The 25,507-nt window shown below is 39.7% G+C and carries 21 protein-coding genes, 1 tRNA gene and 3 pseudogenes; 11 read left to right on the top strand and 14 right to left on the bottom strand.

Annotated features, from left to right (window positions below; all coding sequences use genetic code 11):
* Positions 1–33: 33 nt before the first annotated feature.
* The 6 genes and pseudogenes from EXS92_RS02125 to EXS92_RS02105 all read right to left on the bottom strand — a co-directional run bounded on the left by EXS92_RS02125 (position 34) and on the right by EXS92_RS02105 (position 8,325).
* Entirely contained in the window at positions 34–732 is a 699-nt protein-coding gene (locus EXS92_RS02125) for a DNA-methyltransferase (protein WP_165515403.1), read from the bottom strand.
* Complete coding sequence (locus EXS92_RS02120; protein ID WP_165515402.1) at positions 729–1,796, bottom strand: DNA cytosine methyltransferase; 1,068 nt, start codon at positions 1,794–1,796, stop codon at positions 729–731. The genes EXS92_RS02125 and EXS92_RS02120 overlap by 4 nt, the downstream gene beginning before the upstream one ends.
* Positions 1,793–3,016, bottom strand: a complete 1,224-nt coding sequence (locus EXS92_RS02115; RefSeq protein WP_165515401.1) for an HNH endonuclease — start codon at positions 3,014–3,016, stop codon at positions 1,793–1,795. Before EXS92_RS02115 ends, EXS92_RS02120 begins: the two co-directional genes overlap by 4 nt.
* 64 nt (positions 3,017–3,080) lie before the next feature.
* Positions 3,081–3,204: pseudogene (locus EXS92_RS08170) on the bottom strand (DNA cytosine methyltransferase); the annotation flags it as partial.
* A 37-nt stretch (positions 3,205–3,241) separates the two neighbouring features.
* A complete protein-coding gene (putP, locus tag EXS92_RS02110) occupies positions 3,242–4,741 on the bottom strand; it encodes a sodium/proline symporter PutP (RefSeq protein WP_165515400.1) in 1,500 nt (499 codons plus the stop codon).
* 26 nt (positions 4,742–4,767) lie between these two features.
* Entirely contained in the window at positions 4,768–8,325 is a 3,558-nt protein-coding gene (locus EXS92_RS02105) for a bifunctional proline dehydrogenase/L-glutamate gamma-semialdehyde dehydrogenase (RefSeq protein ID WP_165515399.1), read from the bottom strand.
* A 328-nt stretch (positions 8,326–8,653) separates the two neighbouring features.
* Between EXS92_RS02105 and EXS92_RS02100 the strand changes: the two genes are divergently transcribed.
* The 11 genes and pseudogenes from EXS92_RS02100 to EXS92_RS02050 all read left to right on the top strand — a co-directional run bounded on the left by EXS92_RS02100 (position 8,654) and on the right by EXS92_RS02050 (position 19,168).
* Positions 8,654–8,863: a hypothetical protein gene (locus tag EXS92_RS02100; protein WP_165515398.1), complete on the top strand. Its 210-nt coding sequence runs from the start codon at positions 8,654–8,656 to the stop codon at positions 8,861–8,863.
* A gap of 312 nt (positions 8,864–9,175) precedes the next feature.
* Entirely contained in the window at positions 9,176–9,328 is a 153-nt protein-coding gene (locus EXS92_RS08165) for a hypothetical protein (RefSeq protein ID WP_425250276.1), read from the top strand.
* The gene (locus EXS92_RS02095) at positions 9,282–10,052 is read left to right on the top strand and encodes a hypothetical protein (protein WP_425251183.1); all 771 of its coding nucleotides are present in this window, start codon (positions 9,282–9,284) and stop codon (positions 10,050–10,052) included. The genes EXS92_RS08165 and EXS92_RS02095 overlap by 47 nt, the downstream gene beginning before the upstream one ends.
* A complete protein-coding gene (locus EXS92_RS02090; RefSeq protein ID WP_165515397.1) occupies positions 10,053–10,925 on the top strand; it encodes a coiled-coil domain-containing protein in 873 nt (290 codons plus the stop codon).
* Positions 10,926–10,935: 10 nt separating this feature from the next.
* Positions 10,936–13,349 (top strand): annotated as a pseudogene (locus EXS92_RS07975) (hypothetical protein).
* Complete coding sequence (locus EXS92_RS02075; RefSeq protein ID WP_165515396.1) at positions 13,346–13,909, top strand: hypothetical protein; 564 nt, start codon at positions 13,346–13,348, stop codon at positions 13,907–13,909. Before EXS92_RS07975 ends, EXS92_RS02075 begins: the two are co-directional and overlap by 4 nt.
* A 15-nt stretch (positions 13,910–13,924) precedes the next feature.
* The gene (locus tag EXS92_RS02070; protein WP_079338278.1) at positions 13,925–14,185 is read left to right on the top strand and encodes a type VII secretion protein; all 261 of its coding nucleotides are present in this window, start codon (positions 13,925–13,927) and stop codon (positions 14,183–14,185) included.
* A gap of 9 nt (positions 14,186–14,194) precedes the next feature.
* Positions 14,195–16,012 carry an HNH endonuclease gene (locus tag EXS92_RS02065; RefSeq protein ID WP_165515395.1) on the top strand — a complete coding sequence of 606 codons (1,818 nt, stop codon included), beginning with the start codon at positions 14,195–14,197 and terminating at the stop codon, positions 16,010–16,012.
* A pseudogene (locus EXS92_RS02060) lies at positions 15,982–16,400 on the top strand (SMI1/KNR4 family protein). Before EXS92_RS02065 ends, EXS92_RS02060 begins: the two are co-directional and overlap by 31 nt.
* 1 nt (position 16,401) lies before the next feature.
* Complete coding sequence (locus tag EXS92_RS02055; RefSeq protein ID WP_165515394.1) at positions 16,402–16,749, top strand: hypothetical protein; 348 nt, start codon at positions 16,402–16,404, stop codon at positions 16,747–16,749.
* Positions 16,742–19,168 carry an FtsK/SpoIIIE domain-containing protein gene (locus EXS92_RS02050; protein WP_165515541.1) on the top strand — a complete coding sequence of 809 codons (2,427 nt, stop codon included), beginning with the start codon at positions 16,742–16,744 and terminating at the stop codon, positions 19,166–19,168. The genes EXS92_RS02055 and EXS92_RS02050 overlap by 8 nt, the downstream gene beginning before the upstream one ends.
* A gap of 67 nt (positions 19,169–19,235) precedes the next feature.
* Here EXS92_RS02050 and EXS92_RS02045 read toward each other — a convergent pair whose 3' ends face one another.
* From EXS92_RS02045 to EXS92_RS02010, 8 genes are all read right to left on the bottom strand, one after another.
* Complete coding sequence (locus EXS92_RS02045; RefSeq protein WP_165515393.1) at positions 19,236–20,033, bottom strand: urease accessory protein UreD; 798 nt, start codon at positions 20,031–20,033, stop codon at positions 19,236–19,238.
* Positions 20,033–20,632 (bottom strand): urease accessory protein UreG, encoded by a 600-nt coding sequence (gene ureG, locus EXS92_RS02040; protein ID WP_000238762.1) that lies wholly within the window; start codon positions 20,630–20,632, stop codon positions 20,033–20,035. Before ureG ends, EXS92_RS02045 begins: the two co-directional genes overlap by 1 nt.
* Before the next feature lie 28 nt (positions 20,633–20,660).
* The gene (locus tag EXS92_RS02035) at positions 20,661–21,425 is read right to left on the bottom strand and encodes an urease accessory protein UreF (protein ID WP_165515392.1); all 765 of its coding nucleotides are present in this window, start codon (positions 21,423–21,425) and stop codon (positions 20,661–20,663) included.
* An 11-nt stretch (positions 21,426–21,436) separates the two neighbouring features.
* On the bottom strand, positions 21,437–21,949 hold the full coding sequence (ureE, locus tag EXS92_RS02030; RefSeq protein ID WP_000583098.1) for an urease accessory protein UreE: 513 nt from the start codon (positions 21,947–21,949) through the stop codon (positions 21,437–21,439).
* 1 nt (position 21,950) lies between these two features.
* Positions 21,951–22,538, bottom strand: coding sequence for an acid-activated urea channel protein UreI (gene ureI / locus EXS92_RS02025; RefSeq protein ID WP_000901256.1), 588 nt, complete (start codon positions 22,536–22,538; stop codon positions 21,951–21,953).
* A gap of 205 nt (positions 22,539–22,743) precedes the next feature.
* Positions 22,744–24,453, bottom strand: coding sequence for an urease subunit beta (gene ureB, locus EXS92_RS02020; RefSeq protein WP_000724295.1), 1,710 nt, complete (start codon positions 24,451–24,453; stop codon positions 22,744–22,746).
* Between the two features lie 3 nt (positions 24,454–24,456).
* Entirely contained in the window at positions 24,457–25,173 is a 717-nt protein-coding gene (gene ureA / locus EXS92_RS02015; RefSeq protein ID WP_000779223.1) for an urease subunit alpha, read from the bottom strand.
* Between the two features lie 249 nt (positions 25,174–25,422).
* Positions 25,423–25,498: transfer RNA gene (locus EXS92_RS02010), tRNA-Val, on the bottom strand.
* Positions 25,499–25,507 lie beyond the last annotated feature (9 nt).

The following is a 25,507-nucleotide window of genomic DNA, read 5'->3' as shown; positions in this document are numbered from 1 at the left end:
TAACTATAACACAATCTCATTCAAATAGCGTTTTTAAAACAAATTCAAACGCTTTTTGGCGATTTGAAAATATTCTTTTTCTGATTCTATACCGATAAAATTTCGTTTCAAGTGCTTGCACGCTAAGCCGGTAGTGCCGCTCCCCATGAAAGGATCTAGCACGATGTCATTAGGGTTTGTGTGGATGGAAATGATTTTTTCCATTAAAGCCAGGCTTTTTTGCGTGGGGTGTTTAACTTTTTCAAGCCCGCTTACCACAGGGCTTTTTAAAATCAAGGGCCGTAAATATTTTTCATTTTTTGGCTTGTTAAACACCCATTTAGCTTTCTTTTTAACCGCCCACAGGGCAAATTCCGTGTCCTGGACATAGCGCCGGTTAATGTTTCTTGGCATGGGATTATTTTTAACCCATTGGATAAAGTCTTTGACTACAAAGCCGTTTTCTTCTAAAAAATCAGCGATATAGCTTATAAACCTGTAAGAGCAAAAAATAACCATGCAGCCGTTTGGATTGACTAAAGGGGCGTAACGCGTGATCCATTCTAAAAGCCTGAAATTTTTATCCCATTCCCCAAAATCTATGCCTTGCCTTGTAGCGCTCTTTAGGGTGGAAAAATTGTTTTTAACCGAAATGTTATAAGGAGGGTCCGTGATGATCGCATCCACTTTTAAATTTTGCTGGTAAAAGTCTTTGATGATTTCAAAAGCGTCAGCGTGATGAATTTGTATCATTTTCTTAAGCTTTTTAAGATCGCTTTGCCTAAAGCTAGGGCTAGAAGAGGAGGCACAGCGTTACCGATTTGCTTACAAACGCTCGTTTTATTGCCATAAAAGATATAATTATCGCTAAAACTTTGTATCCTGGCGGCTTCTCTGGGCGTGATAGAGCGGTGCAATTCAGGGTGGGAGTTGGTGCCGTTGCTTGGAGTGTCAAATCGTGTGTCTATGGTGGGGCTTACTTTATTCCAATTCAAACGCCCCCATGTGCTTTTGAATTGCTGTTTGCCATGCAAGTTTTTAGGCAAGCATTCTTTACCCTGTTCTTTGTTAATGAGCTTTAATTTCTCTAAAGCGGCTTGCGAGTGGTTGGTGGCTTGATGGTTGTATAATTTAGGGCTATTTTTTCGCATCAAAGCTTGATAGCTTGATTGGATAGGGTTTAAATAATCGCTCTCAAACGCCCCCTCATTAGAACAAAGATAGGCTAAATCGCTTATCGCATCTTGAACATTCACGCTTTGAGAAGGCTCTAAAAGATTAAAATCAAAACTAAAACGACTAGCCCCCACAATAAAAGCTCTCTCTCTGTTTTGAGGCACGCCATAATCTTTAGCGTTTAGGATCTGATAGCTTAATTGATACCCTAAAGCGTTCAATCTTTCTTTAATTTCTTCCAAAAAATAGCCTTTAGCGCAAGAGATGAGGTTTTTCACATTTTCAATGATAAAAATTTCTGGTTTTAAGGCTTTTACTATCTCTATATATTCTAAGAATAAAAAATTCCTAGGGTCTTTTAGCCCTAAATTTTTCCCTTTATTAGAAAAGCCTTGACATGGAGGCCCGCCAATGATCATGTTGATTTCTAATGTTTGGGCTAGTTTGATGACTTTTTCTTTAATTTCAATTTGAGTGATGTCCCCACAAACACCCGTAGCGTTTTTATGGTTGTTTTCAAAAGTGATTAGGGCTTGTTTATCGCAATCTAGCCCTATTAAAGCGTCAAACTCTTTTAAACACTCCAACCCAGCGCTAAAACCTCCAGCCCCACAAAATAAATCTAAAATTTTATAATTCATTTCAAGCTTTCATAAATACAATTAATGAGCGTTGGAAAATCATCGGTTTCAAAACGCAATTGCGCAAACTCTAAGTTGTCTTTATTGCGATTTAGAATCTTTCTAATCAAGCGTTTTTGAAACCCCTCTTCGCTAGCCCCTTTTTTTAAAGCCCTATGACAAGCGGGGCAAAGTTTAGCAAGATTTGCTAAAACATCTAATTCTATGTCTTTGCCTAAAGAAATCACATGGTGGATTTCAGTGTAGTAAGAATTGGGATTTTGAGTGATTTTATACAAAGGTAAAGAAATAAAACTCCTTTCTTTAATGTCATAATCACCGCAACATGCACTGCAAACATTGGGCGTTGAGATGCGATAAAAATTGATGATTTTGCTATCTCGTCTAAACTCCTCACTCTTTTGAATCCATCCTAACTGCTCCCTTAATCTTTCAATGCTTTTATCGTCTAAATCTTGTTGATGGACATTTTTCAAATAAAAATGAGCGCGTTCTATAAAGCTATTGCCACGATATTCTGTTGTTGGTCGATCCCTTAATTTATAATAAATGCCATCATTAACAAGAGTGTTTTTAAAAATATGATGAGCGATTCGCGCTTTATAGGGGTTAAACAGACCGATATGGTATAAATACCAATTTAAATAAATCCTAAATTGAGCGTTTCGTTGGTTGATACCTTGCGCGTATTCAGGCTGTAATTCCCTGAAATTGAAATTCAGCGCTTCGCTAGGGATATTGAAAAAATCAATCAAATAATGGAACTTTTTAAACTCTAAAGGGCTATGAAAGAAGTAATCTAAAGTTAAAAAATTTCGTTGCGTATCAATGCTGCCCCTGCTTTCAAAAAAGCCGCTCAAAAAGAGTCTTTGATTGGGGGTCATTGAACGGGAGCGGTTAAAAAAATCGTTGTCTATGAGTGAGTTTAAAAGTTTCTTGTAAAAAGAGTTTTCATCTAATTGCAAGTCGTTTTCTAAAATGAAAACAAAAGTTCCTTTGATTTTTGTAACGCTCTCTTGATTGAATCGCCAAATTTGATGCTTGCTTAAAGTATTGAGAGCGGTTAAAACTTGCGCTTTGCTTCCTTCATAGCCATGGATAAATTTTGAAGCCCTATAAGAACACACCCCATAAATACAACCATTTTTAATTTGGAAACGGCTCAACAACACCCCTAAATTAAAGGGGTCAATAGCGTTTAAAAAGTGAGAAACAAGCAACAATAACCTTTCATTTTTTAAAAGGATTATAAGATAGCGCTCATTAGTTTTTGTTTAAAGGTTTTAGAATGCTATCTAAAATTTTATTGGTAGCAACACATTCAAACCCCTCTTCTAAAAGCCCATAGCACCCTACTCCTGCCCCAGAAAATAAAGAAATATTAGGTTAAGGTTTGATTAAAGAGCATAGGGGGATTAAAGATTAAACCAAACTCATTTGAAGCATTAATATTTCAAACTTTCAATTTCTTTAATTTCTTTAAGCATGGTTTCAAAAGCCTCTTTAGTGCCTGCTCGCACGCTAGAAAACAAACTAAACATCACAATAGCGATGCTCGCTGCAATAAAGCCCGGAACGATTTCATAAATATCCAAAAAGCTTTTGCCAAATTTATCGTATAAAATCACCGTGCTAGCCCCAGAGAGCATGCCAGCAATCGCGCCAACGCGCGTCATTCTTGACCAAAAAAGTGAAAACAAAATCACAGAGCCAAAACTCGCGCCAAAGCCAGCCCATGCGTAACTCACGATGCTGAGAATGCTGGCGTTCCTATCCGTTGAAATGAAAAAAGCGATGCAAGCCACCCCTAAAACCGAAAGCCTAGAAATAACCATCACTAGTTTTTGCGGAGCGTCTTTATTGAAAATCGTCGCATAGAAGTCTTCAGCAATGGTAGAAGAGCTTACAAGCAGTTGCGAACTGGCCGTGCTCATCACCGCCGCTAAAATCGCGCTCAATAAAATGCCTGTGATCCAAGGGTTAAAGAGCAATTGACTCATCACAATGAAAATCTTTTCAGGGTCTTCTAAACTCAAATCAAATTTATGCACATACGCAACGCCTAAAAGCCCCATAGTGCATGCCCCAATCAAAGAAATAACCATCCAAGAAATCCCAATAGTGGTCGCTTTAGGGACATCTTTAATGGAGCGGATAGACATGAAACGCACTAAAATGTGGGGTTGCCCAAAATAGCCTAACCCCCAAGCGAGGCTTGAAATAATAGCGACTACGCTAGAGCCTTGCAAGAAAGAAAGGTTTTCAGGCTTGATTTCTCTAATGATTTTAATCCCCTCTCCAATCCCGCCAAGATGGATTATCATAACGATCGGCACCACGATTAAAGCGCTCATCATCAAAAGCCCTTGAATCAAATCCGTCCAGCACACCGCCTTATACCCTCCTAAAAAGGTGTAAGAAACAATAATCAGCGTGCCAATGCTTAAAGCGTAGTTGTATTGGATGCCAAAGGTCGCTTCAAAGAGTTTAGCCCCACTCACTAGCCCTGAAGAAATGTAAAAAATAAAAAAGATTAAAATCACAAAAGCTGAAATCAAGCGCAAGATGTGTTTATCATCGCTAAAGCGCGTTTCAAAATAATCTGAAATGGTAATAGAATTAGCGATCACGCTCGTATAAATGCGCAAGCGTTTGGCCACAAAAACCCAGTTAATGAGCGCTCCCAAACTCAATCCTATGGCGATGTGTGAATTGATAAGCCCCCCCACATATAAGGCTCCAGGTAACCCCATTAAAAGCCACCCGCTCATATCGCTCGCCCCCGCGCTCAAAGCGCTAATCACAGGCCCCATAGAACGATCGCCTAAGAAATAATCCTCAGTCGTTTCGTTTTGTTTGTAAAAATAAAAACCAATATAGAGCATTAACAGCGAATAAACGACAAACATCGTAACAATAGGGGTGCTTAAAACAACATGTCCCATTTTGATCTCCTTATTTAATACAATATTTATTTTTCAGCACAGCATGATTTGTGGCAAGTGGGTTGCCTTAAAACCCTTGAGCCTAAATTCCCGTAACGATGATACGAAATGCTAACCGATCGCTCTAAGTGGTAATACAGCAATTCAAAACGCCCGTTCAAGCATGGTTTAGCTGTGGCTAAAACCATCCCTAAAGCGCTCGCTTGCTTGTGCAATAAATCCAGATCGCTTTTTAAATAACGGATACGATTGAAAGCATGCAATTTCTCGCTAAATTTTTGCAAGCTTTCATAAACAATAGGGGCGTTTGCTTGGAGCGTTTTTAAGCATTCTAAGAAGAATGTTAAATCTTTGTTCGCTCGCTCGTTTTCTGCGCTGATTGTTAAAGGGATTTGAGAAACTAGACATGCTAAAGCCACGCCTAACATGTCGCTTAAAGTGTCCTTTTCGGTGATGCGATAGCCCACGCTTTTAACTTTAGTGTAGGAAAAGAGATTGTCTTCGCCTCTGATTTTGACATAGTCTTTAGTTTGGCTGAATTCATGCTTGTAATGATAGGCGTAGCTCTTTGCCATAAAAATCGCGCGCTTCAACTCATGCGTGTGCTCGTCATAGCCTTTTTGAGTCAAGCCCTCTAAAGCTTCGCTTAAGGGGTTTTTTAAGGCGTGTTCGTCTTCTTCATCTTGGTGGATATTCACAAATTGCGTGATATAGTTGAAAATGCCTACTTTCCTCCCAAACCCCACAGCGGATTTTTTAATCCCCCCAAAAGGTTGGCGCAAAACGATCGCTCCTGTGGTGGGTTTGTTGATATAGATATTACCGGCTTCAATGCGTTCTAAATAGTATTCCCACTCCCTTTCATCTAAAGACTCTAACGCGCTAGTCAGCCCATAACCGGTAGAATTGACTATCTCTATCGCTTCATCTAAATCTTGCGCTTTCATCACGGATAAAATGGGCGTAAAAAGCTCAGTTTGGTGCGTGAAATCGCCTTTTTTAGTGCCGTATTTGATGCTTGGCTTCATCAAATAGGGGTTATCATCAACAAAGCTTGCCGGGATTTCGTAATTTTCATAGCTTTTCAATTCATCTATGGCTTTGATGACCTTTTCATTAGGCTTGTCCGCTAGAGCGCCGATTTTGTTTTTGAAATCAAAAGGATCGCCCACGCTAAGGCTTAGAGTCGCATCTATTAGAGTCTTTTTAAAGTTCTCATCTTCATAGACTTCTTTTTCCAACACTAAAAGCGAAGTGGCGGAGCATTTTTGCCCCGAATTGCTAAAAGCTGAATGGATAACATTTTTAATCGCTTGATCTCTGTCTGCCATTTTGCTCACAATAGTAGCGTTTTTACCGCCTGTTTCAGCGCTCAAGGCTAAAGTGGGGTTAGCCTCTAGCATTTTATAAGCGGTGTCTTCGCCTCCTGTTAAAATGGCAAACTTGATGCTTTCATCTTTTAAAAGATGTTCGCTAATGTCGCTCCCTTTAGAGGGCAAGTAAATGAGTACATCTCTAGGCACGCCCGCATCCCAAAAGCACTCACAAAGCTTATAACCCGTTACGCTAGACAAACTTGAGGGCTTATAAATCACCCGATTGCCAGCGGCTAGGGGGGCAGCGATAGTGCCTACAGAAATACCCACAGGGAAATTCCATGGGGCAATGACCACACCCACGCCTTTGGGGGTGAATTTCGTTTTTTTATTCTGCTCTTGTAACACCCTTAAGCTGTAAGGGTAAAACTCTAAAAAGTCAATGGCTTCACTCACTTCAGCGTCCGTTTCAGCGAAAGTCTTACCCACTTCTAAAGCCGAAATCCCTATTAAATCGCCTCTCCTTTCTCTAAAAAGCTGAGCGGTTTGGCTCAATAAAGCATGGATTTCTGTAAAGCTTTTTTGGCTGAAACGGCTCTTATCGCTTTTAGCCACTTCTAGGGCTTTTAAAATCGCTTCTTTATCCGCTAAATGCACGCTAGCGATTTTTTTATGATGGATTCTATCAAAGACTTCTAAAGGGGTTAAATTAGGATCTTCAAACCTCCCATCCATTTCTGGGTAAAGCTCTAAAATAGGAGCGTTATGCATTTTCTCGCGCACTTTTTTAGCCCATTCTCGGTTAGCTTTTAAAATAAAATCGGTATCGCTTTCGTTTTTAAAGGAGTGGTTTGGGTAAGTGGTATGGCCGCTTTGTTTGGCGTTTCTGTCTTGAGTCCTGTGGGTGGCGTTGTCTAAAGTGGCGATTCCTTTAAGGCTGTTTAAAAAGCGTTGTTCCTGGTCTTTCCATTCGCTCGTGCCTACTTTGAGATTGAAGAAAGCTTTCATGAAATTATCGCTTGAGGTGTTTTCATCTAACCTCCTCACCAAGTAAGCGATCGCATTATTGAAATGCACTTCATCGCACACCGGTGCATAAAGAATGAGTTTGTGCATCTCTTTTAGTTCCTGGCTCGCTTGCAAGCTCATGCCCTCTAGCATTTCAAAGCTAAAATGCTCTAACACAACAGGGTCATTAAGGGCATGGATGCGCGTATAAACATAAGCGATTTCAAAAATATTATGGCTTGCTGCACCAATATGAATGTATTTGTAATTATCGCTCTCTAAAACAAAATCCAGCATTTTATTGTAATTAGAATCGGTGTCTTGCTTATTAGAAAATGTGGGTAACGCCCAGTCTTTCACGGAAGCGATAGTCTCTTCGCTCTCCATGTTCGCTCCCTTAACAAAGCGGATTTTAATGGGCTTTAACCCTTTTAAAACCCTTTCTTTAGAAAAAGCGTGCAGTTTTTTCAAATATTCATAAGAATCCGGGATATAGGCTTGCAACACAATACCAGCGTTCAAATCAAATTTAGCGATAGACTCCATAAAAGACTCCACCGTGAGCTCTAAATCCCTAAATTCCTCCATATCCAAATTAATAAATTTCGGCATGCCTTGCTTTTTTTCTTCTTCTAAAGCCAGGGCATAAAGAGCGTCTAGGCGTTTGACAATCTCTTTTTTAGAGTATTCAAAATCAAGGATATTGATTTGAGAAAAAATCGTTGTGATTTTAATGGAAATGTATTGAATGTAGTTGGATTTTAGGGCTTGAGAGTATTTTTCAAAACGCGCATTAGCTTCTTCTTCGCCTAAAACCTCTTCGCCAATAAAATTCACATTCAAAATGATTTTTTCATTTTTTCTTTTTAAAATCCGCTCTTTTAATTGGCTTTCTTCTTGATCTAAGACCATCGCTTTCGTGTCGCTTCTGATTTTATTGACAAAGAAAGGCACGCTCATATCAGGGAGCATTTTCCCAAAGCTTAAAAACCCCATTAAAAGCAATTTTTCAAATGAAGAAAAAATCTCACGGCTTTTGTATTTGTCTAAAACATGCTCAATCATTTCAAAGCGGGCTTTATTGTCCAAGCACCTGAAACTCCGATCCATAAGCTCTATGAGCATGACTTTGTTTTCAGGGTTATTTAAAAGCTTTTGCATTTTAGAGTGGAACGCTTTTTCTTGATCGCTCAAATGGTTACTGATACTATCTTGCAGTTTTTTAGCTAATTCTAATGAATCCTCAATGATTTTTTGCATGAGCTTACCTTTTATTTAAGAATTTGGCTTGATTGTAGCATGTTTTAAGCGGGTTTTTTAAGCGGTCATTTTTAATAATGCTTTTTAATTTGTGATTGTTTTCATACTAAATGAATTTAATTATTAAAATTGATTTTTTTAAAAGTGGTAATTATTTACCGCTTAAGACAAAAATTAGAGGAATTTTTTATCGTTTAAAAAGTTCATTTACTTTTCGTTTAAAAATAAATTTTATCATTCTCGCCGTGTAATTTAAAAGCTTCAAACCAATGAAACGATTTTAAATTAAACGGATTTATAAGAAATTTTACAAAACAAAGGATATAAAATGAAAACAATTAAAAATGGCATTATGATTGGCACACTCGGCGCATTGTTATTGAGCGGTTGCTCTAGCTTTGATGCTCAGCGTTTCGCTTGTCTTCCTAAAGACCATTCTTCAAAAGACGCTTCTACCAAGAAAGAAGTGCAGTACACGCCTAAGGGCTTTTTTGACCCTTATTCTTCTAGTTTAAACCACTGGGATTCTACATTCTAGGGGTTTATTAGAGGGGGCGAAAAAGGGGGGAAATAAAGCTCATTTTAAGTTTTCTCAAATTACAATAACAATCTTTTTAACACTGATATAATATAAAAGGAGATATTCTTATGAGTGGCACTCATATTGTAGAAAATACGAATAATGAGAAAATAGAAAAACCAAATATTTCAAATCCCACCGCTTCCACCCCCCAATAATGAAGAGCTTTTAAAATCTATTGCAGATCTCAAAGATCGCATTCAAAAATTAGAAGATCTTAAATTAGAAGACTTTGAACCCCTTAGAAAACTCTCTCATTTTATAGGCAGTTTGTTTGGAAAATCCCCTAACGACACCCAAGAAAACCCAAAAGACGCTCAAAAATCTACCAATTTCCAAGAGAAATACACCAAGCCGACTGAAACCACCGAGCTAGTTGAAAAAAAATCAAAAGCTGACAGCAGACAAAGAAAACCTAACTAAAGAAAAAACAGATCTGACTAACAAAAACGCCGAATTACAAAGGCAAGTGAAAGATTTACAAGACTCTAAGCAAGTTTTAGAAAATGTAAAAACCGATCTGACTAACGAAAACACCAAGCTAAAAAATGAAAAAACAGAGCTGACTGAAAAAAATCAGAGGCTAACCACAGAAAAAACAGAATTAAATAACAAGATTACTGGGTTATCAACAGAAAAAGATAATCTAACTAGAGACAAAGAAAACCTAACTGCAGCGCTATCAACAGCAAAAGGACAAGCCGAACAAACGAGCCAAAAACTAAACGAGTTAGAGCGAAGACACGCTCCATACCAAAAATTAGAAAAACTCTATGAAGTCTTTTTAGAAGTCAAAGATCGCTTGAATTTTAGATTTTTAGAAGAAACTCATAGCGCAATGGATTTGATCGCACATGTTCTTAGCGATAGCAAATACTATGTAGAAAGCCTTTATAACAAAGCGAGCCAAGAATTAAGCGATAAGAGGAGTGATAAGGGCGAGAAATTAGCTGAATTGTTTGATTTGCTTTTTGAATATGTTAAGGACAATAAATTTGAACGCTTGAAAGAGCCAAGCGCTTATGACTATTCATGCAAAGTGCTATACCCAGAGCAAAACGCTTCTGGAAAGATACAAAGAGTGGTCTTAATAGGCTATAAACACAATGATAAAGTGTATCACACTATCGTGGATATGGGATCATAAATGGGAACGCTCATTGAAAAATGGTTTGGCTTCTCTCCAATCAGAGAAGAATTAGAAGCTCGTATCGGTGAGTTAGAAGATGAAAACGCCGAGTTGTTAAGAGAAAAAAACGACTTATTTGTAGAAACTAGCGAGTTAAAAGACGCTAACAATCAATTACGGCAAAAAAACGACAAGTTATTCACAACAAAAGACAAGCTAACCAAAGAAAACGCCACACTGACAACCGAAAACGACAAGTTATTCGCAGAAAACGAAAGCTTATCTGTAAAAATCAGCGGGTTAGAAAACGCTAACGATCAATTATGGCAAGCTAGAGAAAAGCTCACTAAAGAAAAAGCAGAACTAGCTCATAAAACCGCCGAGCTGACTGAAAAAAATAAAACGCTAACCACCGAAAACGACAAGCTCAACCACCAAGTTATCGCGCTCAATAAAGAGCAGGGTAGCCTCAAACAAGAGCGAGTGCGATTGCAAGATGAGCATGGGTTTTTAGAAAAACGATGCACCAATTTAGAAAAAGAAAACCAACGCCTAACCGAAAAACTCAAACAATTAGAAAGCGCTCAAAAAAGCTTGGAAAACACTAACAACCAATTACGGCAAGCTTTAGAAAACTCTAACGCCCAATTAGCGCAAGCTGAAGAAAAAATAGCCACAGAGAAAACCGAGCTGGAGCGAGAAATAGCGCGCTTAAAGAGCTTAGAGGGTATGGAAGCCAAAAGCAACCTAGACTTACACAACAGGCGTTTAGCGAGCACAAACCAGGATCTCAAACGCCAAAACCGAAAATTAGAAGAAGAGAACATCGCCCTCAAAGAGAGGGTTGATGGCTTGAAAGAGCAACTCTCCAAACCACAAAAACCACAATAAAGGAAATATCATGGTAAAAGAAAAAAGTTTAGAACTGCCTCTTGGCCACCCCTTAGTAGAGAAATTGTGCGATCGGTCTTTAAAAGATGGAGTCAAATTCAATGAAAAAATTGAGCTGAATTTCAAAAAAGAAGTGCTAGAAGAAGACAAAATCAAGTTTAAACAAGCGCTGCGGGTGCTTCATGCGATCGTCAATAATGAGACTTCTTTAAGGTATCTTTCTGATGAAAATCAAAAATTCCTAGAGGATTTAGCGCAAGCTAAAAAGATCACTAATTAAAAAATAGAAAAAACCTTAGAGATCGTTTCTACTAGCGATGTGGATGTGGATTTTGAAAAATTTAAAGAGTTGATGCTCAATGTGGATAACATAGCGGCAGGCCTTAAGAGCTATAGCCAAAGCCAATTGCTTGATTTAAATGGAGGGCATTGGGATTTAGAGGCGCCTAGCGCGCCTAAAGAAAGGGTAACCTTTAGGTTTGATAATTTAGACCCTAGTAGCAAAGAAATGAACTTCTATGCGCGTTCAAGTTTGAAGGATTTAAAAAAGGGCGTTGTCGCTATTGACTTTGGGACTAAAAGCACGACCGCAAGCTATATGGATGAAACGGGAACATACCGCTTGCTCTCTATTGGCGGGCTAGTAGATGACGCAAGCCCAACAAAGTTTGAAAACCCTACGATCATGGAGTTTAGACATAAAGAAAACTTTCGTAACGCTTATAAGGTGCTAGATCACCGCCCTTTCACAGCACACAACGATATAGAAGTGGCGCATGAAGTCCAAAAGAACACTGTAGGCGTTAAAGGGAATGATTTGTATCGGTTTTTTTCTAAATTGAAGCAATGGGCTGGATCGGATGAAAAACAGAATTTTAGGGATTTAGAAAAGGATTTTCCTTTAGAGAGCTTTACTGACTGCACGGGTTTTAACCCCATAGAAATCTATGCTTACTACATCGGCCCGCTGCATCAACAACATGCACAATGGCGTGTTTTTGAAATACTTTTTATCCTATCCGATCAAGTATGAAAAGCATCAGGCTGAAAAAATCAGAGAGAGTTTTGAAAAAGGCTTGAAAAAATCCTTACCTAGGCATGTTTTTGACGATGAAAAAACGGCTAAAACTTTCAAAGTGGAATTGAGAGCGAGCGAGCCTTGTGCGTATGCCATTAGCGCTTTAAAAAGCTACGGGTTTTTTAAATCAGAGAAGTTAGACAAGCCGGTTTATTACGGGGTGTTTGATTTTGGGGGCGGGACGACGGATTTTGACTTTGGCAAATGGGAAAAAAGCGCTAGCCTCAAATTCGCCTACAAAATGACGCATTTTAGCAGTGGAGGGGATAAATATTTAGGCGGTGAAAATTTATTGGAATTGTTGGCTTGGGAAACGTATGCCAAAAATTTCCAAGAGCTGAAAGCAAAAGACGTTGTCATCGCCAAACCCAGCTATGACAGGATTGATACGCAACGCTTTGGATCGTTTATGCAAAACTCCAGGGAAGCGCGCTTGAACTTGCAAACGATCGCTTCTAAATTACGCCCTTTTTTAGAAAATCTAGACGCTGATATTATAGAAGCGATAGAAGAAAATGAAGAGTTTGAGATAGAAGGTTTTGAAAAGGATTTTAAAACCATGCTGTTGGATAGGAATGGGGTAGAAACAGAATGCGATCTTAAAGTTGATTGCAAAGAGCTTTTAAGCCTCTTAAAAGACAAGATCAATGAAGGCGTTGCCAACTTCTTTGCCGGATTTTCTAAAGTGATGGCTGAAAACATTGATGATGAGTGTCGGGCGTTTCATATTTTCTTAGGCGGGAATGCGAGCCGTTCGGCGTTAGTCAAACAAGCGTTTGAAAACGCCAAAGAAAAGCAGCTCAAAGCTTACAAGCAAAAGACTTCTAAAGATGATTTCGCATTCATTCTTTATGAGCCGCTAGGCACAGAAAAATCAGACAAACAGATTTTAGAGCTTACAGGAGGTTTCTAAGATCCCACCTTATTTAAAGCCCACTTGCAAAACCGGGGTGGCTTTTGGGCTTTTAGAAAGCAGACCCAAAGCAGGCGGGATTGAAAGGCCCTCTATAGATTCCAACCCTGTGTTTAAATACGATTTAGGCATTGAGATAGAGGGGAAATTCCACGCTAAAATCCATAGGGATTCTTTAAAGCCTAATGAATACCAGATTTTCCAAACTAAAGAGGAATGGGGAGGCTTTGATGAGCTAGAGATACGCTACAGCGATAAACCTCTCGCCAACACCAACACTCTAAACATTCAAGACACGCAAATGATTTCCATAGCGCTAGAAGAGGTTGAAGAAGTGGACGTGAAGGTGTGTTGCGTGGATTCCCAAAGCATTAAAGTGGGGCTGTTTAAAGACGGCCAACTGATCTATGAAAGCGAGGTAGAAAAATTATGATGACTAAGAACGCTTACGCATTTGTCGTGATTGAAAAAAGTATTATGGTGTTTAAACACACCCAAGACAAGGGGCTAATCCCTATCACTGAAGGCTTTGCGCCTTTAAAAGAGGGCTTTTTGAGAAGTTTTAAAGAGCGTTGCAACGTGGATTTTTTAGAAAATTCAGACCTTTTGTTTTTGTATGACTACCCGTTTTCAAGCGATGTTTTTTCCTTGTGTAAGGATTTGAAAAATTCCATTTGGGACAGAAAGCTTGTGGTAGCGTTAGTGGAGGCTTTGGAGAATTTTAAGGGCTTGAATTTGTCTCTTAAGATAGAAGACAGGCATTCTAACAGCTTGGGTAATGGCGCTCAAAAATTGCTCACCAACGCCGATTTGGGGAGCACCCATAAAACAATCGTGATAGACAGCATGAAAACATACCACCAAAGCCAGCAAGAAAAATATAAAAGAGAAAGAGGCCAAGCAAAAGAAGCGCAAACACTCCCTAGCTATGGGGGTGGGAGCATTAGAATCAGCGGCGATAAAAAGCCTGATTCCAATGAAGAAAATTTTTAAAAGAAAGGACAACCGATGAGCAGAGTGCAAATGGATACCGAAGAGGTTAGGGAATTTGTAGGGCATTTAGAACGCTTTAAAGAGTTACTGAATGATGAGGTGAATGGCTTGAGCAGTCATTTCCATAATTTGGATTCATGGCAAGACGCTAGGAGGGATAAATTTAGCGAGGTGCTGGATAATTTGAAAAGCACTTTCAACGAGTTTGATGAAGCCGCGCAAGAGCAAATCGCATGGCTTAAAGAGAGGATTAGGGTTTTAGAAGAGGATTATTAAGGATAATTTATGGCTGAATGGAAAACGGATACAGAAGAAGTCAAAGAGGTTGTTAGAAGATGCAGGGATTTTAAAGAATCCCTGCAGGAAAAAAGGTGTGGTGATTTTATCAAAGACCTTGATAGTTACGCGCTAAAAATCATAGTAGAGCACAGAAAAATTGAAATGCAATTGGAAAAAGCCATAGGAGAATTAAAAAAAGCCATAAAGGAGCGAAGTGGTTTTTGGGGATTTCTTGGAGAGCTTGGGAGAGATTTTGGTAATGCGGTAGGGTCGGTTATCCCTCCTGTTAAATTATGCGCTGAACTTTGTGAAAAGGGCTTAAACCTTATGGAAGACAATATAGAAAAATGGGAACACAATGTAAGGTTATTAGAACGAATGCTTGAAATCTACTCCACTCAAGCCAAAGCGAGCGTGGATCTTGTGAATCAAGCTTGGGAGAGCGTTAAAAAGAGGTTGCATTTTTATACCGATAAGCACCAGGAATTTATCAGGCGTTTGAAACAAGCGAGCGATGCGATAGATAACGAATACAACTTTCCAACCCCAGGCGTTTTAATGGAATACGATTTTGAACGGCCTACTTTCTCTTATAGCCCTAAAAAAAGCGTTTTTGATGAGTGCTTGAAGGATTTGAGAGAAGATTTTAGCGCTTCTTTATACGCTGATCTATGCGCTGATTTGAAAGACAAGATCAACGCTTTTTCTAATAAGGATCGCGCCACAACTTCTAAAGAGCATGGATTGGATTTGATGAGCGTTGATTTTGAAAGCTTTTCGTTAGCCAAAAAGAATTGCGTTAAAAACATTAAGGAAGCTTTACAAGGTTTTACAAAAAAAATCAAAGAATCCCATAACGATTCAAACGCTATCAATGAAGCCTTTAATCGTTTAAAAACAGAGTTAGAGAGGGCTATAGATGATGAGCGCTTGAAAGATTTAAGGGAAAATTTCGCTTCTTTATACGCTGATCTATGCGCTGATTTGAAAGACAAGATCCATCATAACGCCTTATCTAGCGATGAATTAGATCGCATGATAGCTTTTAAAGAGCGAGAATTTGAAAAGAGTTTAGAGGATTTAACGCCAAGTTTTAGAGATAAAACTAACGCTTTATCTGGCGATGATTTAGATCGCATGGCAAGCTCTAAAGAGCGAGAATTTGAAAAGAGTTTAGAGGATTTGATGCCAAGCGTTTTAAGCGTGCCTTCTTATAACGAAAGCTTGACTCTAGCCAAAAAGAATTGCGTTAAAAATTGTAAGAAAGTTTTACAAGATTTTACAGAAAAAATCAAAGAAGCCCCTAACGATTCAAACGCTATCAATGAAGCTTTTGATAATTTAGAAACAGAGTTGGAGCGTGCTACAGAAAATTTGAGTCAAAAAATCGATCCCGTTTTAGAACGGAATGAAAATTATACGCAAAAAGCGTTGGAGTATAGAGAGTTTTTAGAAATCCGTAAAGAGGGCTTTATTGTAGATGAGCAAAACCCCTACCCTGATGAGGTCAAATTCAATGAGTTGCGTTTAGCGGAATTTGATAGCGTTTTTAGCGCCATTGCGCCTTTAGAAGATTGGAATAAAACCGCATGCGCTCACCATGCCCTAAAGGCTTTACAAGCCGCGCTTAAAGACAACGATTTGGGCTTTGATGCGACAGATTTGGAACAGATCGCAAAAGGATTCATCCCTAGGGGCTATTTGTGGCATTTTGATGCGAATGTTTTAGAGAATTTAGCGTTGGTGAGAGAAGAATTATTATTAAGCGTGAAACACACGAAAGGATACAAACTATGGACAACATTCCTACAAACACAGAATTGAATTGGGAATTTGTAGAGCCGCTCAATGAAAATGCGTTGAACAGGTTAGAAGAGCGGTTGAAAATAGGCTTGAGCGATGCGTTTAAGGACTTCATCAAACGATCAAACTATGGTTTTAGCCAATGGCGTTATTTCATGGTGGGCAATGAATCCTACATGTTCAAACATGTTTTGAATTTCAATTTAGAGAGCTTGTTTGTTGATTTCATGCAGAGCTTGAAAGAATGGTTAGAGCCTGAAGAAATCGTCTTTGCTAATGACGGGTATGGGGGGTATTATCTTTGGAATACGACTACTGATGTGGTGCTGTTTTTAGACACTGATGATGGCTCAAAAAAGCGCTATTAAATCTTAATATGTTTTTAAAAAAACTGGAATCAAGGGGTTAAAATGTTTTCTCATAAAGTTTTTTTGGAGGGTTGCACCAATGAGTTAAGAAGGATTTGCGACTATTTCGTAGAAGAGGCCATGCAAGATGATTTAGGGCAGAGACTTAAAGATGAGGCGCTAGAGGAGATGCTAAAAATCGCGCATGATTTAGAAAATTTAGAGCAAGACACTCAATACCAAAGAAGAAAAATCGACGAGCAACTTGAAGAAGCCAAGCGTTTGGAGAAGCAAATTCATATGAATTTCCATTCATCAAGCGAAATTGATAAGCTTGTGCGTGAAGCCAAAGAGCATGAAAGAGAAGCTAAGAGGCGCTATGATGAATATCTTAAGGATAAAGATGATTGATGCGGGTAATTTATTAAAAGAACTAGACGATGCCTTAGATAAGGTTGTTGCTAAAAAAGAGCCAGAGAGTTTTCTCAAGCCGATCGTCTCACGAATAGAGGACTATCAAAAGAGTATCAGGCAAGTTCAAGCGCAATTCACAGACGCGCCGCAATTCAATGAAACGACCACTTACCCTAAATTTTTGAGCTGTGGTTTATTGCAAGTTAGGGGCAAAAATGGTGCTAATATGGAATTTTTATTGCCTAAAGTTTATCCTTTCCCCCCTAAAAGCTTGTATATAGAGCATGAAAAAGACGGGCAGTTTTTGAGAGAAATGCTCATGCGCTTACTCTCCAGCGTGCCTTTAGTGCAACTGGAAGTGATTTTGATTGATGCGTTGAGCTTGGGGGGTATTTTCAATCTGGCCAGAAGGCTTTTAAATAAAGACAATGATTTTATTTACCAGCAAAGGATTTTGACCGAAAGCAAGGAAATAGAAGAAGCCCTAAAGCATTTGTATGAATATTTAAAGGTTAATTTGCAAGAAAAATTGGCCGGCTTTAGAGATTTTGCGCATTATAATGAAAACGAGAAAGACCCCTTGCCTTTAAAAGCGCTTTTTTTAAGTGGGGTAGATGCTTTAAGTCAAAACGCGCTTTATTATTTGGAAAAAATCATGCGTTTTGGCTCTAAAAATGGGGTTTTGAGCTTTGTCAATTTGGAGAGCGAAAAAAACAATCAATCCGCAGAAGATTTGAAACGCTATGCGGAGTTTTTTAAAGACAGGACAAGTTTTGAGTGCTTAAAATATCTTAGTATAGAAGTCATCAACGATCAAGGTATTAAATCCCAGCACATGAAAGACTTCGCTGATAAAATCAAAGCGTATTACGAGAAAAAGAAAGTAGTCAAAAGCGAGTTGAAAGCCTTACAAAAAGACGAAAAATTTTGGACTAAAAGCTCTCAGTATGAAATAAGCGTGCCGGTGGGGTGGGATATTAACCATAAGGAAGTGTGTTTTGAAATCGGTGAAGTGCAAAACCACACGCTCATTTGCGACCACAGTGGGAGCGGGAAATCCAATTTCTTGCATGTGTTGATCCAAAATTTAGCTTTCTACTACGCACCCGATGAAGTCCAACTCTTTTTGTTAGATTATAAAGAGGGGGTGGAATTTAACGCATACACAGATCCGGTTTTAGAGCATGCGAGGTTGGTGAGCGTGGCGAGTTCGGTGGGTTTTGGTGTTAGTTTTTTAAGCTGGCTTTGTGATGAAATACAAAAAAGAGCCGAGCTGTTCAAGCAGTTTAAGGTGAAAGATTTAAGCGATTACCGAAAGCATGAAAAAATGCCCAGATTGATTGTAGTGATTGATGAATTTCAGGTGCTTTTTAGCGATAATAAATCCACTAAAGCGGTGGAGGGGCATTTAAACACCCTGCTTAAAAAGGGCCGCAGCTATGGGGTGCATTTAGCTTTAGCCACTCAAACCATGCGCGGCACTGACATTAATCCAAGCTTTAAGGCTCAAATCGCCAACCGCATCGCTTTGCCTATGGATGCAGAAGACAGCAGTAGTGTTTTGGGCGATGATGCGGCTTGTGAGATTCAAAAACCAGAAGGCATTTTTAACAACAACGGAGGGCATCAAAAATACCACACCAAGATGAGTATCCCTAAAGCCCCTGATGATTTCACAGCGTTTATCAAAAAAATCCATGAAGAATTTAACCAAAGAAATCTCACCCCCATAGATCGTAAAATCTATAATGGCGAAACACCTTTAAAAATACCCAACACCTTTAAGGCTAATGAAATGCGCTTGCATCTGGGCAAAACAGTGGATTATGAGCAAAAGGACTTGATAGTGGAGTTTGAAAGTAACGAATCGCATTTGTTGGTGGTGAGCCAAGATTTAAACGCTCGCATCGCTTTAATGAAGCTTTTCGCTCAAAATTTCAAGACTGCCAACAAAGAGTTGCTCTTCTACAACGCCGAAAAACGCCTTGTGAGAGAACTTGATGAATTGAAAAAACACCACATCACGCCCATGCAAGGCCCTCTAGGGAGCGTTTTAGACACCGCTATGAATCCTAATAGTGCACTTGTGATAGACAATCTCAACGAAGCCAAAGAGTTGCACGACAAAATAGGGGTGGAAAAATTAAGATCGTTTTTAGAAAAAGCCACCGACAACGAGCAGTATTGCATCATCTTTGTGCACGACTTCAAACAAATTAAAACTAATTACCATCTTGACAAGTTAAGAGAATTGTTAAGCAACCACTTCAAGCAATGCCTAGTCTTTAGGTGCAATGGGGAAAACTTGAGCGCCCTCCAAAGCGGTTTATCTTCACCAAGCGAACTCAACGCGCTATTTGTAGAGCTTTCTAAAGACAGCCGCACTGAGTTTAGGCCCTTCAGCTTACAAGATTAAAAAAAGAGAGTTAAAAAAAGTGGGGGGGTTAAAAAGACTAAAGGGATTTAATCTTTTTAAAGCGCTTTCAAACCTTTTGCGTAATCGTTTGCGTGATTAGGCGAGCGATTTTTTCTCTTAAATGCAACAAGGGTTCTGAGCCTTTCGCTAAAGCTTTTAGGCATAGATGAGAACTAGCAATCTCGCTCACGGCTCCATCCACTCCTTCGCTCTCTTCAATCAATCCTCGCACACCAGACAGCTCTATGGGGCAATTGACAAGCACCAAATTCAAATAATGCGTGTAGCCATCAAACATGCACATGTTATTCATGTCGGTGGTTTTGGGATCTAAAATCGTATTATCATAATAGATAGGTTTCTCATCTTGTAAAATAGCGATTTTGGTGTGCAAGCGGTTGAATTGGAACAACTCATTGCGTGCCACTCGCCCGGCGACAATGATTTCACTATAGAGCAATTGAGAGCCAGAGCGTAAAGAAATCGTGGTATTGCCCTTAAAATGCGCGTTTTCAAAGGGGATTAACGGGAAAGGCGCGAAGTCTAAAAAAGCGTTTTCCCCCACAACGATATGCATGTCTCTGCTGGCAAACCCATCTTCAGTGTTATGGATTTTTTCAAAGGATTGCGAGGTGATCCTTAGCTTGCAATTTTGACCGATGTGTAATTGCATGTCTTGCGCATCGCCTTTCATTAAGCCAGGGCTTACCGCTAAAAGCATGATTTCAGCTAAATCGTCTTTAGGGTAAAAGGGCGCCATGAGCTTAAAGGGGGGCGTGAAGAAATTGTCTTCAATCACGCACCGCCCGTCAGCCCCTATTTTGGTTTTTAACCTGAGCTTGGATTCTTGAGCGTAAGTGTTCATCAATCTTCCAATAAAGCGTTGCGCTTGATCCAAGCGATCACATCGTCTAGACCTTCTTTAGCGCGGATATTCGTAAAAATAAAGGGCTTTTCGCCGCGCATTTTTTTAGAATCCCTTTCCATGACTTTCAAGTCCGCTCCCACATAGGGGGCTAAGTCAATTTTATTGATGACAAGCAAGTCTGAGCGCGTGATTCCTGGGCCGCCTTTCCTGGGGATTTTATCGCCCTCAGCCACATCAATCACAAAAATCGTAAAATCCGCTAGCTCTGGGTTGAAAGTCGCTGAAAGGTTGTCGCCTCCGCTTTCAATCAAAAGCAGTTCCAAATTAGGGAAACGGCCATGCATTTCCTCTACCGCTTCTAAATTCATGGAAGCGTCTTCTCTAATGGCGGTGTGAGGACAGCCTCCTGTTTCTACGCCAATAATCCTCTCTCGTGGCATCACCGAATTTTTACACATAAACTCTGCGTCTTCTTTAGTGTAAATATCATTAGTGATAACCGCCATGTCGTAATCCTTTGACATGTGGCGCGTTAAAGCTTCAATCAAGGCGGTTTTACCGCTTCCTACAGGACCACAAACTCCAATTTTTACCATAAAATTCCTTTCAATTTGAGATTAAAATTCAAGACATATAAAGGCGCGAGTATAAACTCTCATGTTGCATCGCCTTAATGTCGTTTTGAACGCTTGCCGCGCACAGGTGGCTTTCGTCTAGTTCTAGGGTTTTTTCTATGAGCTGGTTAAAAGGGCTTTGCAAGCTCAATAAGATTTTTTGCCCATCGTTTTGAGATAGTGGGACGCTTTTAACGCAGTTGATCACCATGTTGGAAGTTTGCGCATAAAGATAATGCCTTAAAGCCTTTTTCAATTCAATATTCAAACTCGCCGCAAAAACGCCATAGCTAGTGGCATGGGTGGGATCTTTGGTTGTTTGAGCGTAAGCGTTAAAAAATGCGCCCATGTCTAATTCGTTCATGGCTTGTAAGGTTTTAATGAAACGATTGCCTAGCTTTTGATTGGCTAATCGTAATTCCATGGGGCTTGTGGATAGCGTAATGATTTCTTCAACCCCTAAAATTTTTTTTAAATCTTGTTGGAGAGCGCTTTCATAGGTTAGTTTCAAGCTCAGCATTTCCGTGTAAAGGAACTGGCTAGAGAGATTGGCTTTTAAATACTCTAAAGCGCTTTCTTTATTGCTAACCTTTTTTTGCTGGATGTAAGTTTCTAGCCCAAAAGAATGCGTGTAAGATCCAATAGGGAACACCGCATCATTGACTTGCAGAATCAGAAATTCGTTATCCACATGAGCATTGTTGTCTGTCTTTGGAGTTTTTGGGGGCGTACCCACGCTTTTTTCAGTGCTTTTCACGCTCTTTCCTTTATCCATTTGTTATTTTTCTATTTCATGACCACTTTAAAATCGCTCGCTAGCGAGACCTTAAAATTAGGCTCACTATGGGGCATGCTCACGGTTAAGCGTTCTTTGGAATCCAGTTTTGAACTTAAAACACGATTTTGAACCCCTAGCTTTTCTAGTAACGCTAGTGTAGGCTTTTCAAATGGTGTTTTAAATTCAAATTGAGACTCGCCATAGTATAAAGCCGCATGGCGGTTTCCTATTTCGTAGCATATTTTCGCTACTTCTGCCACGCTCTTAGCTTGAATGTGAATGACTTCAGAATCCAAGATATTAACGGCGATAATTTCCTTCTCTTCTTTAAATAAAATATCCCCTTGAGAGAGACCCAACTTGGGAGCGTCTTTAAGGCGTATGGCTATGTCTTTGCCTTTTCTGGTTTTAAAACGAGCGATTTTTTTCCTCGTTTCAAACCATTCCAAATCCACATAATCCACGCTGAAATCCAAGGGGTTTAAATCCCTTAGATTGCCAACTAAACGCTCTATGATCATCTCACACCCAGTGTTGGATAAAGAGTAACCAAGCAGGGATCCAAGCGGTTAAAATACCCTCAATGATAGCAAGCCATGGAGTGAATTTCCCTAAAGGGATTTTCAAGATGTTTTCAATGAAAGCGGTAAGCCACAAAACACCCCAAGCCAACCAAATGATCGCCCACCAATCGCCTTCAGTGATGCCTAACACTTTGTGGTCATCAAGCATATCGCTATAGTGGGATAAAATCGCAGCAGGAATCGTGTTGATCGCTACGAATAAGCTATACCAAGAATAAGGCCTCCAATCCAAACCAAAAGTGTGGTTGATAGCCGCATACAAGTAGGTGAAACCAAACAATAACCCAGTCGCTGGCCCATAGAAATTAGTCAAATGGTGCGATACTTGAGCGATATCTTCAGCACCTTCTACAGGGGCTGTAGGGTTGAGTGCAGAATAAGTGATGACAACCACATTACAAATAATGGAAAGCCCGCCCACAAAAAAGTTCATCACCGCAGTGCTTTTAGGATCGACTTTGGTTAACCCGCAAATCCCATTGCTGATTAAAACAATCCCAACATATAACAATACAAGTCCTAGCATTGCCTTTTCCTTCCAAACAAAAATTTTTACAACAAACGCACCTTACGAATAACTTTTGTTGCTTGAGCTAATCATAAAGAAAAATAGTAAATTGACAAAAAATAAAACAAAAAAATAAGCCCCTAACTTTTAATAAATAATAAAAGTCAGAGAGCTTAAAAACTAAGATTTAAGGAGGAACGCTCCTTAAAATCCTAGAAAAATCCTAGAAAATGCTAAAGAGTTGAGCCAAGCTCACTTTATTAGCTGGTTTAGAAGTGACTTCTTTGCCATCCACGAACACATGGTAAGTTTCAGGATTGACTTCAATGTGAGCGGTAGTGTCGTTGAATTGCATGTCTTTTTTGGTGATATTTCTGCAATTTTTTACCGGCAACACTTGTCTTTCAAGTCCTAATTCTTCTTTAATGCCTTTATCATAAGCCGCTTGAGACACAAAAGTGATGTTTGCATCGTATTTAGCTTTACCATGATGAGCGAACATTTCTCTGTAATAAACCGGTTGTGGGGTAGGGATAGAAGCGTTTGCATCGCCCATTTGGCTTAACGCAATGAATCCGCCTTTAATGATCATGTTGGGTTTCACGCCAAAGAATGCTGGACTCCACAATACCAAGTCAGCCACTTTGCCCACTTCTACAGAACCTACATACTCGCTAATCCCATGAGCGATCGCTGGGTTAATGGTGTATTTAGACAAGTAGCGTTTGATTCTGAAGTTGTCGTTATCGCCTTTTTCTTCTTTCAAGCGGCCAAATTCTTTTTTGTTTTTGTCAGCTGTTTGCCAAGTTCTGGTGATAACTTCACCCACACGACCCATAGCTTGAGAGTCGGAACTAGTGATTGAGAAAATCCCCATGTCATGCAAAGTGTCTTCAGCCGCAATGGTTTGAGGGCGGATCCTTGAGTCAGCGAACTGAACATCTTCTTTAATGCTTTTATCCAAGTGGTGGCACACCATAAGCATGTCCATGTGCTCTGCTTCTGTATTCACAGTGAAAGGGATAGTGGGGTTAGTGGAAGCGGGCAGAATGTTGTGTTCACCGGCCACTTTAATAATATCAGGAGCGTGTCCACCGCCAGCGCCTTCAGTGTGGAAAGTGTGCATAGTGCGCCCGGCAATGGCTGCCATAGTGTCTTCTACACAACCGGCTTCATTCAAAGTGTCTGTGTGGATAGCGACTTGCACATCGTATTTGTCCGCAACATCTAACGCATGATTGATTGCAGAAGGAGTTGTTCCCCAGTCTTCGTGGATTTTAAAACCAATCGCACCGGCTTCAATTTGATCGGCTAAGCTCGCATCGTTAGAAGCGTTACCTTTAGCTAAGAAACCTAAGTTCATGGAATATTCTTCAGCCGCTCTGAGCATCCATTTTAAATTTCTTCTGCCTGGAGTGATAGTGGTTGCGTTAGTGCCATCAGCAGGGCCAGTTCCGCCACCAATCATAGTTGTTACACCGCTTGCAAAAGCTGTAGGGATTTGTTGGGGGGAGATGAAGTGGATGTGTGTGTCAATACCACCAGCCGTTACGATCAAACCTTCACCAGCTAAGGCTTCAGTAGCAGGACCCACGCTAAGATTGTTTTTAACGCCATCTTGCATGTCTTTGTTACCGCCTTTACCAATGCCAGCGATTTTGCCATCTTTAATACCAATATCCGCTTTATAAATACCGGTGTAATCCACGATTAAAGCGTTAGTGATGATTAGATCCAGTTCTTCTTTGCTGGGGTTGTTGGATTGGCTCATGCCTTCTCTTAGGGTTTTACCACCGCCGAATTTAAGCTCTTCGCCATAAATGGTGTAGTCATGTTCTACTTCAGCGATCAAATCTGTATCGCCCAATCTCACTTTATCGCCTGTAGTAGGGCCATACATAGAAACATATTCTTTTCTGCTAATCTTTTTCATTTCTTACTCCTTAATTGTTTTTACATAGTTGTCATCGCTTTTAGCGCCATGAAAACCACGCTCTTTAGCTCTGTGTAAAGCAATTTTTTTGCTTTCGTTGTCTGCTTGCCTATCAACCAACGCGTTAAATCCAAAGATTCTTCTGTTACCGCCAATGTCAATCAATTCTACGGATTTTTCTTCGCCAGGTTCAAACCTTACTGCTGTCCCGCTCGCAATGTCTAAGCGTTTACCGAAAGTTTTTTCTCTGTCAAAGTCTAAGCATCTATTCACTTCAAAGAAATGGAAGTGTGAGCCGATTTGAACCGGTCTGTCGCCAACATTTTTAACTTTCACGCTAACGGCTTTTTTGCCTTCGTTGATAGTGATGTCTTCATTTTTTAAGAACAACTCACCAGGAACTAATTTACCATTGGCCTCAATAGGGGTATGCACGGTTACGAGTTTGGTCCCATCAGGAAACATCGCTTCAATACCCACTTCATGGATCATGCTTGCCACGCCATCCATCACATCATCCGGTTTTAAAAGAGTGCGCCCTTCTTGCATCAATTCAGCCGCAGTCTTTTTACCAGCTCTCGCTTCTTCCATAATATGGGCACTAATCAAAGCTACTGCTTCTACATAGTTAAGCTTAATGCCTTTTTCTTTGCGTTTTTTAGCCAATTCTCCAGCGTAGTGGAGCATCAACTTATCTAACTCTTTTGGGGTGAGTTTCATCTCATTCTCCTATTCTTAAAGTGTTTTTCCTTGAAGACATAACGAAATCAAGGTTGGATGTAATTGTAGCAATGTTTTGATTTACTAAGATTAACAGAAGCGTTCATTAACTAATTATTATTTAAAATGAATTAGTGTTATAGTTTTGAAGCGCTATAAAAGCGTTATTGGAAGCGCGTTTAATACCCCTTTAGAATTTATAAAGATCAAAAACTCGCAAAAAAATGAGAATTAAAATTGGAGTGATAATGGTGGCCACGACTGGACTTGAACCAGCGGCCACTACCATGTCAAGGTAGTGCTCTACCAACTGAGCTACGCGACCTTTTATTTT

The organism is Helicobacter pylori (assembly GCF_011175115.1).
In the GTDB taxonomy this organism is placed as follows: domain Bacteria; phylum Campylobacterota; class Campylobacteria; order Campylobacterales; family Helicobacteraceae; genus Helicobacter; species Helicobacter pylori_DF.
The sequence above is the reverse complement of the archived record's forward strand: the minus strand, read 5'-3'. Positions and strand labels throughout refer to the sequence as shown.